General features: G+C 50.7%; 14 protein-coding genes. 13 read left to right on the forward strand and 1 reads right to left on the reverse strand.

Annotated features, from left to right (window positions below; all coding sequences use genetic code 11):
* Positions 1-8: 8 nt before the first annotated feature.
* The gene (gene rsmI, locus GT3570_RS00140; RefSeq protein WP_014194563.1) at positions 9-920 is read left to right on the forward strand and encodes a 16S rRNA (cytidine(1402)-2'-O)-methyltransferase; all 912 of its coding nucleotides are present in this window, start codon (positions 9-11) and stop codon (positions 918-920) included.
* A 16-nt stretch (positions 921-936) separates the two neighbouring features.
* Here the strand turns inward: rsmI and GT3570_RS00145 are convergent, their stop codons facing one another.
* Positions 937-1,236 (reverse strand): transition state genes transcriptional regulator AbrB, encoded by a 300-nt coding sequence (locus GT3570_RS00145; RefSeq protein WP_011229546.1) that lies wholly within the window; start codon positions 1,234-1,236, stop codon positions 937-939.
* A gap of 395 nt (positions 1,237-1,631) precedes the next feature.
* Between GT3570_RS00145 and metG the strand changes: the two genes are divergently transcribed.
* From metG to spoVG, 12 genes are all read left to right on the forward strand, one after another.
* On the forward strand, positions 1,632-3,584 hold the full coding sequence (gene metG / locus GT3570_RS00150) for a methionine--tRNA ligase (protein ID WP_062898294.1): 1,953 nt from the start codon (positions 1,632-1,634) through the stop codon (positions 3,582-3,584).
* A 136-nt stretch (positions 3,585-3,720) separates the two neighbouring features.
* Positions 3,721-4,491, forward strand: coding sequence for a TatD family hydrolase (locus tag GT3570_RS00155; protein ID WP_013143959.1), 771 nt, complete (start codon positions 3,721-3,723; stop codon positions 4,489-4,491).
* Positions 4,492-4,691: 200 nt separating this feature from the next.
* Complete coding sequence (locus GT3570_RS00160) at positions 4,692-5,897, forward strand: G5 and 3D domain-containing protein (RefSeq protein WP_014194566.1); 1,206 nt, start codon at positions 4,692-4,694, stop codon at positions 5,895-5,897.
* A 257-nt stretch (positions 5,898-6,154) separates the two neighbouring features.
* The gene (rnmV, locus tag GT3570_RS00165; RefSeq protein ID WP_014194568.1) at positions 6,155-6,718 is read left to right on the forward strand and encodes a ribonuclease M5; all 564 of its coding nucleotides are present in this window, start codon (positions 6,155-6,157) and stop codon (positions 6,716-6,718) included.
* Positions 6,711-7,592 (forward strand): 16S rRNA (adenine(1518)-N(6)/adenine(1519)-N(6))-dimethyltransferase RsmA, encoded by an 882-nt coding sequence (gene rsmA, locus GT3570_RS00170; protein WP_023634488.1) that lies wholly within the window; start codon positions 6,711-6,713, stop codon positions 7,590-7,592. Before rnmV ends, rsmA begins: the two co-directional genes overlap by 8 nt.
* A 139-nt stretch (positions 7,593-7,731) precedes the next feature.
* Positions 7,732-8,631 carry a sporulation peptidase YabG gene (gene yabG / locus GT3570_RS00175; RefSeq protein ID WP_014194570.1) on the forward strand — a complete coding sequence of 300 codons (900 nt, stop codon included), beginning with the start codon at positions 7,732-7,734 and terminating at the stop codon, positions 8,629-8,631.
* Between the two features lie 182 nt (positions 8,632-8,813).
* On the forward strand, positions 8,814-9,071 hold the full coding sequence (gene veg, locus GT3570_RS00180) for a biofilm formation stimulator Veg (protein ID WP_011229553.1): 258 nt from the start codon (positions 8,814-8,816) through the stop codon (positions 9,069-9,071).
* Between the two features lie 250 nt (positions 9,072-9,321).
* Complete coding sequence (locus tag GT3570_RS00185) at positions 9,322-9,501, forward strand: small, acid-soluble spore protein, alpha/beta type (RefSeq protein WP_013143961.1); 180 nt, start codon at positions 9,322-9,324, stop codon at positions 9,499-9,501.
* 219 nt (positions 9,502-9,720) lie between these two features.
* Positions 9,721-10,593: a 4-(cytidine 5'-diphospho)-2-C-methyl-D-erythritol kinase gene (gene ispE, locus GT3570_RS00190; protein ID WP_013143962.1), complete on the forward strand. Its 873-nt coding sequence runs from the start codon at positions 9,721-9,723 to the stop codon at positions 10,591-10,593.
* A gap of 55 nt (positions 10,594-10,648) precedes the next feature.
* Positions 10,649-11,470, forward strand: a complete 822-nt coding sequence (gene purR / locus GT3570_RS00195) for a pur operon repressor (RefSeq protein WP_014194574.1) — start codon at positions 10,649-10,651, stop codon at positions 11,468-11,470.
* Positions 11,471-11,512: 42 nt separating this feature from the next.
* Positions 11,513-11,887, forward strand: a complete 375-nt coding sequence (locus GT3570_RS00200) for a RidA family protein (RefSeq protein WP_011229557.1) — start codon at positions 11,513-11,515, stop codon at positions 11,885-11,887.
* Between the two features lie 125 nt (positions 11,888-12,012).
* Complete coding sequence (spoVG, locus tag GT3570_RS00205; RefSeq protein ID WP_003247437.1) at positions 12,013-12,303, forward strand: septation regulator SpoVG; 291 nt, start codon at positions 12,013-12,015, stop codon at positions 12,301-12,303.
* Positions 12,304-12,347: the final 44 nt, after the last annotated feature.

Raw genomic sequence — 12,347 nt, forward strand, 5'->3', positions numbered from 1 at the left:
GAACAAGGATGCTTTGGCAGCAAAAAAGTTTTACCGAACAAACGGAGCAAGGGACACTGTACATCGTGCCGACGCCGATCGGCAATTTGGAGGATATGACGTTTCGTGCGGTTAGGACGCTTCAGGAAGCTGACGTCATCGCCGCCGAGGACACAAGGCAGACGAAAAAGCTGCTCGCCCATTTCGGCATTCATACGCCGCTCGTCAGCTACCATGAGCATAATAAATACGCGAGCGGCCGGCAGCTTGTCGAATGGCTGAAGGAAGGAAAAACGGTGGCATTGGTGAGCGACGCCGGGATGCCCGGCATTTCCGATCCGGGTTATGAGCTTATTGTTGCGGCGCTTGCCGAGCGCTGCCGCGTCGTCCCTCTTCCTGGAGCGAACGCGGCATTGACAGCGCTTGTCGCCTCCGGGCTGCCCACGGACCGCTTTTTGTTTGTCGGCTTTTTGGAACGGGCGAAAAAAGAGAAAAAAGAGCAGCTGCTGTCATTAAAAACAGCGGCGGAGACGTTAATTTTTTATGAGGCGCCCCACCGCTTGAAAGAAACGCTCGCTCTTATGTATGATATATTCGGCAATCGGCGCATCGCTCTTGGCCGCGAGTTGACGAAACGGTTTGAGGAGTTCATCCGCGGCGATTTAAGCGATGCGGTCGCCTGGGCGGAAGAACATGACACCCGCGGTGAATTTTGCCTCATTGTCGAAGGGGCGCGAGACGGGAATAAACAAGAGCAAGAGGGAGAGGAATGGTGGCAGCCGCTTTCGCTTGTCGAACATGTCGATTATTATATTCGCGAGCACAGCCTTTCCGTCAAGGAGGCGGTGAAACAGGCGGCCAGTGATCGAAATATGTCGAAACGCGACGTTTATCGGCAGTATCATCAACAGCAAGAAGAAGAAAAAAAAGAGTTTCTCTGAAGCCAGAGAAACTTTTTTATTCTTTTTCTTTGTCTGTTGCTGCTTCTAGATGCTGTTGGATCTCCTGCAGCAAAATTTCTGCGCCTTCGCGGCTTAAAATGATTTTGCCGCCGGCCAGTTTGAAGTTGTCGTCCGACACTTCGCCGGTGACGACACACGTCATGTTCGGCTTATACTTTTTCAAAATGATGCGGTCATCGTCAACATAAATTTCCAACGCATCTTTTTCGTTAATATCCAACGTACGTCGCAGCTCAATTGGAATGACGACGCGGCCTAACTCATCGACTTTACGCACGATCCCTGTCGATTTCATCGTCGATTCTCCTCTCCGCAAAAAAGTTTTTTGTCGTTTATTCGTCAATATTCGACAAATTTCCTACAACCTAATCATATCAGTGTTTCCATTAAGCGTCAATCCTTTAATATGTAAAATTTAAAAAAAATGTATATTGTTATTTCAAAAAAAGTTTGTTTAGAAAGAAAGGAGAAAACGAATGAATTTGCCCATCTAAACTCTATCCTTGTATAACAAATTCGCAGCGATGGCTGAAAACGCGGCCGTATTTTTGCCGGTTTGGGTATATTTTTTCAGCCCACGAGAAATAGATGTTTTTGTAGAATGAAAAAATTATGTAAAATAGAAGTAACGCCGCTCTCGTCGCCGGACGGGGGCTTTTGTGCTCAACAGTACGAGGGAGGGCCTAACCGATGGAGAAAAAAACGTTTTATTTGACGACGCCGATTTATTACCCGAGCGACCGCCTGCATATCGGTCATGCTTACACAACGGTGGCGGGGGACGCCATGGCTCGCTATAAACGGATGCGCGGCTACGATGTCATGTATTTGACCGGCACCGATGAGCATGGGCAAAAAATTCAGCGCAAGGCGGAAGAAAAAGGAGTAACGCCGCAGCAATACGTCGATGAGATCGTCGCTGGCATTCAGGAGCTATGGAAGAAGCTCGACATTTCCTACGACGATTTTATTCGCACAACGCAGGAGCGGCATAAAAAAGTCGTCGAACAAATTTTTACCCGTCTTGTCGAACAAGGCGATATTTATTTGGGCGAATATGAAGGCTGGTATTGTACGCCGTGCGAATCGTTTTACACTGAGCGGCAGCTTGTGGACGGCAACTGTCCGGACTGCGGCCGGCCTGTTGAGAAAGTGAAAGAAGAGTCCTATTTCTTCCGGATGAGCAAATATGTCGACCGCTTGTTGCAATATTACGAAGAAAATCCCGATTTTATCCAACCGGAATCGCGGAAAAATGAGATGATCAACAACTTCATTAAGCCGGGGCTTGAGGATTTGGCTGTGTCCCGGACGACGTTCGATTGGGGCATTAAAGTGCCAGGCAATCCGAAGCATGTCATCTATGTCTGGATCGACGCGCTTGCCAACTATATCACAGCGCTCGGCTACGGCACGGACAACGATGAAAAGTTCCGCAAATATTGGCCGGCGGACGTCCATTTGGTCGGCAAAGAAATCGTCCGTTTCCATACGATTTATTGGCCGATTATGTTGATGGCGCTCGGCTTGCCGTTGCCGAAAAAAGTATTCGGCCATGGCTGGTTGCTGATGAAGGATGGAAAAATGTCCAAATCGAAAGGAAATGTCGTCGACCCGGTGACGCTCATCGACCGGTATGGGCTTGATGCGCTCCGCTATTATTTGCTGCGGGAAGTGCCGTTCGGCGCTGATGGCGTGTTTACGCCGGAAGGATTTATTGAGCGCATCAACTATGACTTGGCCAACGACTTAGGCAACTTGTTGCACCGTACTGTGGCGATGATCGAGAAATATTTCGACGGCGTTATTCCGCCATACCGCGGGCCGAAAACACCGTTTGACCAAGAGTTGGCGCAAACGGCGCGCGAAGTGGTGCGTCAATATGAAGAAGCGATGGAGGGAATGGAGTTTTCCGTCGCGCTCGCCACTGTTTGGCAGTTGATTAGCCGGACGAACAAATACATCGATGAAACGCAGCCATGGGTATTGGCGAAAGACGAACAGAAACGGGATGAGCTTGCCGCCGTCATGACCCACTTGGCTGAATCGCTTCGCCATACGGCGGTGCTGCTCCAGCCGTTTTTGACGCGCACGCCGGAGCGCATGTTCGCTCAGCTCGGCATCACTGATCATTCATTAAAAGAATGGGACAGCTTGTACGATTTCGGCCTCATTCCGGAAGGGACAAAAGTGCAAAAGGGAGAACCGCTCTTCCCGCGCCTCGACATCGAAGCGGAAGTGGAGTACATTAAGGCGCATATGCAAGGGGGCAAACCGGCCGCCGAACCGGTAAAAGAGAAAAAAAAAGCAGCGGAGGCGGCGGAAATTTCGATTGACGAGTTCGCCAAAATCGATTTGCGCGTCGCTGAAGTCATCCATGCCGAACGGATAAAAAACGCCGATAAGCTGTTGAAGCTTCAGCTTGACCTTGGCGGCGAGAAGCGGCAAGTGATCTCCGGCATTGCTGAGTTTTACAAACCAGAAGAACTAGTCGGCAAAAAAGTCATTTGCGTCGCCAATTTAAAACCAGCCAAGCTTCGCGGCGAATGGTCGGAAGGCATGATTCTAGCCGGAGGCAGCGGCGGGGAATTTTCGCTGGCGACGGTTGATCAACACGTGCCGAATGGAACGAAAATCAAATAACGGTTTGCTTGGCAGGGGGGTGTTGCGCTTGACACCTCCTTGTCGCTATTTTGTAATGGAAATGTTAACGAAATGTGACGTATGTAACCAATTTCTATGCTACACTTAACATCAAGGTGGAAAAGAGGGCATTAGTATGCTGTTTGATACGCACGCACATTTGAATGCAGTCCAATACGAAGAAGATTTGGAACAAGTCATTGAACGCGCCCGCGATGAAGGGGTTTCACACATTGTCGTCGTCGGGTTTGACCGTCCGACGATCGATCGGGCGATCGAGCTGGCCGAGCGGTATCCGTTTATTTATGCGGCGGTTGGCTGGCATCCGGTTGATGCGATCGAGATGACGGACGATGATTTGCAGATGATTGAACAGCTCGCCGCTCACCCGAAAGTCGTGGCGCTCGGCGAGATGGGGCTTGACTACCATTGGGATAAATCGCCGAAAGACGTGCAACAAGAGGTGTTCCGGCAGCAAATCCGGCTGGCTAAAAAGGTGAAGTTGCCGATCATTATTCATAACCGTGAGGCGACGGCAGATATTTTAAAAATTTTGCAAGAGGAAAACGCCGCCGAAGTCGGCGGGATTATGCATTGTTTCAGCGGCAGCGTCGAGGTGGCCAAACAGTGCATGGACATGAATTTTCTCATTTCCCTTGGCGGACCGGTCACGTTTAAAAATGCGAAAAAACCGAAGGAAGTGGCGAAGGAGATTCCACTGAGCCATTTATTGATCGAAACCGATTGTCCATATTTAACGCCTCACCCTTTCCGCGGCAAACGAAACGAGCCGAGCTATGTCAAATACGTTGCCGAAGCGATCGCACAGATCAAAAACATTTCTTTTGCCGAAGTAGCGGAAACAACGGCGGAAAATGCCAAAAAATTGTTCGCCATCGACCGCTAAAATTAGGCGTCGAACAGCGGGGAAGCTTGTCGAAGGTGCGGCGAAGACGATAAAATTCTACAAATTCAGCCGATATGAGCCAACCGCGTGTCGACAAGTCTTCCTTCCTTTTTCACTGAATTTTCTGCATAATAGAGTATGCTCGTGCGTACATGTTAAAGGGAGAGGGGAATTCCGTAGAAAAAGGAGGCGTTCATCTGATGTTGCCGAATGGGAGGAAATGGCTGGACTTATGGAGGAAAAACGTGACCGTCACAGCGGGCGGGTTTCTCGCCATCTCCGCGACGACAGGGGTTGCTGGATATGAGATGGCCAAAGACGATGTGACGCTGATCAAAAACGGAAACAAACAAGAAATTCGCACTCATGCGAAAACGGTGAAAGAGCTGCTTGCGGAGCAAAACATTCAACCGCGCAAAGAAGATTATGTTTATCCGTCTCTCCACTCACCGATCACCGACGATCTCCATATCGTTTGGGAAGCGAGCAAAGAAGTGACGCTGACGGTCAATGGAAAAAAGAAAAAGATATGGACGACAGCCGATACAGTCGCGGAGCTGCTCCGTTCGCAGCACGTGGCAGTCGGGCCGTATGACAAAGTGGCGCCGGCGCTTTCGGCGAAAATTCAAAAAGGCATGGACATCGGCGTTGAAAAGGCGTTTCCAGTCCACGTCAATGTCGGCGGTAAACAACAGCAGGTATGGACAACTTCGACTACGGTCGCTGACTTTTTGAAGCAGCAAGGGATTCAGCTAGGTCAACTCGATCGGATAGAGCCCTCCTTGCACGAAATGGTCAAAGAACAGATGACCATTTGTGTGGTCCGAGTAAAAAAAGTCACCGATGTAGTGGAAGAACCCGTCGACTTTGCCGTGGTGACAAAACGGGACGACTCATTGCCGAAAGGAGAGCGGCGCGTCATTCAGCCTGGAGAAAAAGGGATGGTTCAAAAAACGTATGAGGTGACATTGGAAAACGGCAAAGAAACGGCGCGCAAACTAATCGCTGCGAAAACGCTAAAAGAAAGCAAGGCGCGCATTGTCGCCATCGGCACGAAAACTGTGCGCTCAGCTGCCGCGCCCGACCGCCCGTCCTCGCGCGGCTCGGACCATGCCGCGAAGGAATTTTACGTCACCGCCACCGCCTACACTGCCTATTGTGCAGGCTGTTCAGGCATAACAAGCACGGGCATCAACTTGCGCAAAAATCCTTCCGCTAAAGTGATTGCGGTCGACCCGTCCATCATCCCCCTTGGGTCGAAAGTGTATGTGGAAGGATACGGATATGCCATTGCCGCTGACACCGGCTCAGGCATCCGCGGATATAAAATTGATGTGTTTTTCCCGGAACGATCGGATGCGTTTCGTTGGGGCAGAAAGCGCGTGAAAATACGGGTATTGCCATAGAGATGCGATGGGAGAACGAAGCGGAGGGTTTTTTCCCTCTGCTTTTTTTCGCTATAATGGCATTGTGCCGCGACAATGCGCGCCGTTTCTACTAAATTAGACGATGCAAACGGAAAAAAAGTTTCAGCGAAATTCAAAAAATAATAAGGGAATGAAGCGGCTTTCGGCGATGATTCGCCTTACTTTTGATTTTACCGGAAAGGAGGCATTGCAGAAATAGGAAAAAGAGACGATTCCGTTGTTTCTGCAATGGGAGGATGAAGATCAAAGAAGTGATCGTTGTGGAAGGAAAAGATGATACGGCGGCGATCCGGCGCGCCGTCGATGCCGATACAATCGAGACAAACGGAGCAGCAGTGGGCGCGGATGTCATTGAGCGGATCAAGCTGGCGAAAGAGCGCCGCGGCGTGATCATTTTTACCGATCCCGATTTTCCCGGCGAAAAAATTCGCCGCACGATTGCCGAACAGGTGCCGGGGTGCAAGCATGCCTTTTTGCCGCGCGAGGCAGCCAAAGCGAAAAACGGCAAGGGCATCGGGGTTGAGCACGCGTCCCCTGACGAAATCCGTCGGGCGCTCGCCAACGTGTATGAAGAGGCGTCGGATTGGAAGGAAGAAATTACGTTTGCTGAACTGATCGAGGCTGGGTTGATCGGCGGTGCGATGGCGCGCCGGCGGCGGCAGCGTCTCGGCGAGGAGCTGAAAATCGGCTATGCGAACGGTCGGCAGTTTCATAAGCGGCTGCAAGTGTTCCGCATTTCCCGTGATGCTTTTTATGCCGCGTTAGCGCACGTGATGCAGGAGGAGGCAGACGATGTATAAAGATATTGCAACACCGCGGCGGACGAAAGAAATTTTGGAGCGATATGGCTTTTCGTTTAAAAAGAGCCTTGGGCAAAACTTTTTGATCGATGCGAACATTTTGCGGAAAATCGTGGATGTTGCCGACATCTCCCCTGATACAGGAGCGATTGAAATCGGACCGGGCATCGGAGCGTTGACGGAACAATTGGCGCGACGGGCGAAAAAAGTCGTCGCTTTCGAAATCGACGGCCGACTGTTGCCCATTTTGGCCGACACGCTGTCTCCTTATGACAATGTGCGCATCTTTCACCAAGATGTATTAAAGGTCGACTTGCATGCCGTCATCGCCGAGGAACTGGCTGATGTAAGCGACCGGATGGTCGTCGCCAACTTACCTTATTATGTGACGACACCGATCATTATGAAGCTGCTTACCGAGCGGTTGCCGATCCGAGGCATGGTCGTCATGCTGCAAAAAGAAGTCGCCGACCGTCTTGCCGCTAAGCCAGGGACAAAAGATTACGGCTCGCTGACGATCGCTGTGCAGTATTATACCGAAGCGGAAGTCGTCATGACGGTGCCGCGCACCGTCTTTATGCCGCAGCCGAACGTTGATTCTGCTGTCATCCGGCTCGTAAAGCGGCAGCATCCGCCTGTTGTTGTCGACGATGAGGGCGTGTTTTTCCAAGTGGTGCGGGCAAGCTTCGCCCAGCGCCGCAAAACGCTGTTCAACAACTTAACAAACAATTTGCCGGGAGGAAAAGAGAACAAAGAGAAAATTGAACGAGTGCTCGTTGCTTTGGGCATTGACCCGCGCCGCCGCGGAGAGACGCTTGACATCGCTGAGTTTGCTTCATTAAGCAACGCGTTGGCACCGCTTTTCGGCAAATGAAGGAGTCGTAAAGAAAGCACTCCTCTAGGGGGCAGCGGTCTTTTCGTCAACCAAAGCCGTCCAAACAGGCGTCTATCACCTATTGTCCGCACGTGCATATCGTATGGATGACAACGATTATGCAATGGAGTGAGCGGTGATGGACGTCATTAAAATCGGCGATATTGTCGCCCGCAAGTCTTACCAATGTGATTTATTGTTCCGAGTGATTGATATTAAAGAAAAAAACGGCGAGTGGGAAGCGATTTTGTATGGTGAAGACGTGCGCCTCGTCGCGGACGCTCCGTGCAGCGATTTAGTCGTCATCGATGAGCAGGAGCAACAGGAACGGAAAAAGCGGGAAATCGAGCTGATCGAACAATCGTATCGGCTTTTTCGCCAAGATTATCAGGCGATCAAGCAAAAAGTCGAATATCGGGCGACCGGCGGATACCGGGTGGAGAAAGATTTTTTTCAAATTCCGGGGCGCGTTCTTCATTTGGATGGCGACCCGTTATATTTGCGCAAATGTATGGATTTGTATGAGCGGATCGGCGTGCCGGTGCACGGCATTTACTGCGAGGAAAGCGAAATGCCGGAAAAAGTTGGCTACTGGATCGAGCAGTTTCGCCCTGATATTTTAGTCATCACCGGGCATGATTCGTATTCGAAGTCAAAAGGAAAGGTGCATGAGTTAAAAGCGTACCGCCATTCGCGCCATTTTGTGCAAACGGTGAAAGAGGCGCGCAAAAAAGTGCCCCATTTGGACCAACTGATCATTTTCGCCGGCGCCTGCCAGTCGCACTTTGAGTCGCTCATCCGCGCTGGGGCGAATTTTGCCAGTTCACCAGCGCGGGTGAACATTCATGCTCTGGACCCCGTCTATATCGTTTCGCGCCTCAGCTTCACCCCGTTCACCGAAACGGTCGACGTATGGGATGTGTTGCGCAACACGTTAACTGGGGAAAAGGGGCTTGGTGGGGTGGAAACGAAAGGCGTGCTCCGCACCGGGATGCCGTTTCGCCTCATTGAGAATCGAGAGGAAAACCGCCGCAGTTGATGGGCGGTTTTTTCTATACGTCCGTCGCATTTTTTTACAAAAAAGTTCCACATCACACATAAAAAGAAGGATATTGTAGAAAAATATACATTGACAGAAATAAAAATGCCTTGATATAATCTTTATTTTTTGACTTTAGACACCATCTTTGTTATAATTACAAATAGTGAGGTGGATGATGAATGCCAAAGACTTTATCCGATATTAAAAAAACGCTGGATTCCAATATCGGGAAACGGTTGACGCTGCGGGCCAACGGCGGACGCAGAAAAATGATTGAGCGTTGTGGTATTTTGGCGGAAACATATCCATCCGTATTTGTCATTGAGCTGGATCAAAAAGAGAATTCGTTTGAACGCGTATCGTTCAGCTACGCCGACGTATTGACAGAGACAGTAAAGTTGACGTTTTGGGATGATGAGCAAGCAGGGGGGCAGTAGACAGATTTGTTTGCTGCTTTTTGTTTTTTGTTTTGTCATAAATAGGTGACGTGAACTACTCCCACTTCGTTTTGTTTGAAGCGGGAGTTTTCTTTCGGAACTATGATAAAACGGCCCTCTTTATTTCATACTAAAACTGCCGCAGCCGCCTTTTGCCCGGCCAAATGCAAAGCCGGCTTGTTGATGCGCCGGCGGGTTGCCAAACGTTTCATGCCATAGCGCCAATGAACATGGAAAGGGGTTGCTGACATTGGGTCGACGCCGCGGGATTATGTCGCAACGCTTGAAAGAAGAGCTGGCGAAAGAGTTGGGCTTTTACGATGTCGTGCAACGTGAGGGGTGGGGCGCCATCCGCGCGAAAGACGCAGGAAACATGGTCAGATTGGCGATTGAACGGGCGGAGCGGCAGCTGGCCGGAACAACGGAATAGCGCCGGCAGCGGGGCGTGTTGCGGCGAGGGTGTCCCGAACGGGGCGCCCTTTTTTGCATACATATATTGTTTGGCGTCGTCGCCAGAACATGGTAATATGATAAAATGGGTTGACGAAAGAAAGGCGGATGAGACGGGGCAAAGACGGCGGAGACGGAAAGCAGCCGATGGATGCCAATCCGCTTATTCATGATTGCGCGTGGAAGCAGGTGAGGATGAGTGAGGTTGTCGATAAAAGCGCCGGCGAAAATCAATTTGTCACTCGACGTTCTTTATAAGCGCCCGGATGGTTACCATGAAGTGAAAATGGTGATGACGACGATCGATTTGGCCGATCGCATTGAGCTTGTCGCGTTGCCGGAGGAAGATGCGATCCGCATCGTTTCGCAAAACCGCTTTGTGCCGGATGATTGCCGCAACTTGGCGTATCAGGCGGCTAAGCTTCTTAAAGAGACGTTTTCGATCCGCCAAGGGGTGGCCATTTCGATTACGAAGCATATTCCGGTGGCCGCCGGATTGGCGGGAGGAAGCAGCGATGCGGCGGCGACGCTGCGTGGGTTGAACAAGCTTTGGCAACTTGGATTAACGATGGATGAACTGGCAGAGCTCGGGGCGAAAATCGGATCAGATGTCGCTTTTTGCGTCTACGGCGGAACCGCCTTGGCGACGGGGCGCGGGGAAATCATCACTCCGATCGCTTCGCCGCCGCCGTGCTGGGTTGTGCTGGCCAAGCCCCCGATCGGTGTATCGACGGCGGAAGTGTACCGAAACTTGGAACTTGAGCGTGTCAGCCATCCAGACGTCGATGCGATGGTGAGAGCGATCGAGCGGCAAGATTATGCGGCGATCTGCCGGTTGGTCGGCAATGTTCTTGAGGAAGTGACGTTGAAAAAATATCCGGAAGTCGCGCATATTAAAGAACAAATGAAGCGGTTTGGCGCTGATGCGGTGCTGATGAGCGGCAGCGGGCCGACCGTGTTTGGACTGATCGAGCACGATTCGAGAATGCAGCGGGTATACAATGGGTTGCGCGGCTTTTGTGACCAAGTGTTTGCGGTGAGAATGTTAGGAGAACGACATTCTCTTGATTAAACACGTACATTTTTGTTAAAATATATTTATAATATTCGGTTTCAGGAGGTCGGCTATGAAGCTAAGGCGAAGCGGCCGTTTAGTTGATATGACGCATTATCTTCTTGAACGGCCACATCAGCTCATTCCGCTTACATTTTTTGCCGAGCGGTACGAATCGGCCAAATCGTCGATCAGCGAAGATTTGGCCATCATTAAGCAGACGTTCGAGCAGCAAGGAATCGGAACCGTTCGGACGCTGCCCGGCGCTGCCGGTGGCGTGCAATACATTCCAAAAATGGCTGCTGAGGAAGCGGAAGAAGTGGTTGCGTATTTGTGTGAACAACTGTCGCGTCCGGATCGGCTTCTTCCCGGCGGATATTTGTATATGACCGACATTCTTGGCGATCCCCGTATTATGAACAAAATCGGCCGCCTTTATGCGTCGATGTTTGCCGACCGTCCGGTGGATGTCGTCATGACGATCGCCACCAATGGGATTCCGTTCGCGTATGCCATCGCCAACTTTTTGTATGTGCCCGTTGTCATCGTCCGCCATGACAATAAAGTGACAGAAGGACCGATGGTGAGCATCAATTACGTATCCGGCTCGTCCAAACGCATCCAAACGATGGTCCTATCGAAGCGCAGCTTAGCGGAAGGAGCCAATGTGCTCATCGTCGACGATTTTATGAAGGCGGGGGGTACAATCAACGGCATGATCAGTTTGCTGCAGGAGTTTAACGGCAATGTCTCCGGCATTGGCGTGCTCGTCGAGTCGGAGGAGGCGAAAGAACGGTTGGTCGACGAATACATTTCACTCGTCAAACTGTCCGAGGTCGACGTAAAAGAAAAGCGGATCGCTGTCAAAGAAGGCAATTACAAAGCGTTTTTATAGCACTCGCTGCTTGACATAAAAATCAAGAAAGGAGACTGGCTCATGAGAAAGGTAGAGACAACGAAGGCGCCGCAAGCGATCGGCCCATATTCGCAAGGGATCATCGTCAACAACATGTTTTACAGCTCGGGGCAAATCCCGCTCACTCCAGAAGGGGAATTGGTGAAAGGCGACATTCAAGCGCAGACGCATCAAGTGTTCCAAAACTTGAAGGCCGTATTGGAAGCGGCCGGCGCTTCGCTCGATACGGTGGTGAAAACGACCGTATTTCTGAAAAATATGGATGATTTCGCGGCCATGAATGAAGTGTACAGCCAATACTTCCCGAACCATAAGCCGGCGCGCTCGTGCGTGGAAGTAGCCCGGCTGCCGAAAGATGTCCTTGTCGAAATTGAAGTCGTTGCCCTCGTTCCGTAATGATTAGCCCCACTTTTTCCCTACATAAAAATTTATAAAAAATTTTTCGAAAAAAGAAGGAAATGACTCGAGCACGTGGAATTAATTACATCGAGTCTCATATAGGGGAAAAGGTGGTGAGCAAAATGGAAGTGACAGACGTAAGATTACGCCGCGTCAATACCGAAGGACGGATGAAAGCGATCGCCTCCATTACGTTGGACAACGAGTTCGTCGTCCATGACATCCGCGTCATCGACGGAAACAATGGGCTGTTCGTCGCGATGCCGAGCAAGCGCACACCAGATGGGGAGTTCCGTGATATCGCTCATCCGATCAATTCCGCCACGCGCGGGAAAATCCAGGAGGCGATCCTCGCTGAATATCACCGCCTCGGGAAGTTGGAAGAAGAACTTGAAGAAGCTGGCGCTTCGTAAACATATGAAAGGGAGCTTAGGTGAAATTCACCAAGCTCTCTATT

The sequence above is a fragment of the Geobacillus thermoleovorans genome (genome assembly GCF_001610955.1).
In the GTDB taxonomy this organism is placed as follows: domain Bacteria; phylum Bacillota; class Bacilli; order Bacillales; family Anoxybacillaceae; genus Geobacillus; species Geobacillus thermoleovorans.

What these genes read in the sequence shown, in the direction of transcription:
- purR (WP_014194574.1), top strand. Translation starts at nt 10,649, where the DNA reads ATGAAGCTAAGGCGAAGCGGCCGTTTAGTTGATATGACGCATTATCTT.
- metG (WP_062898294.1), top strand. Translation starts at nt 1,632, where the DNA reads ATGGAGAAAAAAACGTTTTATTTGACGACGCCGATTTATTACCCGAGC.
- rnmV (WP_014194568.1), top strand. Translation starts at nt 6,155, where the DNA reads ATGAAGATCAAAGAAGTGATCGTTGTGGAAGGAAAAGATGATACGGCG.
- GT3570_RS00155 (WP_013143959.1), top strand. Translation starts at nt 3,721, where the DNA reads ATGCTGTTTGATACGCACGCACATTTGAATGCAGTCCAATACGAAGAA.
- GT3570_RS00160 (WP_014194566.1), top strand. Translation starts at nt 4,692, where the DNA reads ATGTTGCCGAATGGGAGGAAATGGCTGGACTTATGGAGGAAAAACGTG.
- rsmA (WP_023634488.1), top strand. Translation starts at nt 6,711, where the DNA reads ATGTATAAAGATATTGCAACACCGCGGCGGACGAAAGAAATTTTGGAG.
- spoVG (WP_003247437.1), top strand. Translation starts at nt 12,013, where the DNA reads ATGGAAGTGACAGACGTAAGATTACGCCGCGTCAATACCGAAGGACGG.
- GT3570_RS00200 (WP_011229557.1), top strand. Translation starts at nt 11,513, where the DNA reads ATGAGAAAGGTAGAGACAACGAAGGCGCCGCAAGCGATCGGCCCATAT.
- GT3570_RS00145 (WP_011229546.1), bottom strand. Translation starts at nt 1,236, where the DNA reads ATGAAATCGACAGGGATCGTGCGTAAAGTCGATGAGTTAGGCCGCGTC.
- yabG (WP_014194570.1), top strand. Translation starts at nt 7,732, where the DNA reads ATGGACGTCATTAAAATCGGCGATATTGTCGCCCGCAAGTCTTACCAA.
- rsmI (WP_014194563.1), top strand. Translation starts at nt 9, where the DNA reads ATGCTTTGGCAGCAAAAAAGTTTTACCGAACAAACGGAGCAAGGGACA.
- veg (WP_011229553.1), top strand. Translation starts at nt 8,814, where the DNA reads ATGCCAAAGACTTTATCCGATATTAAAAAAACGCTGGATTCCAATATC.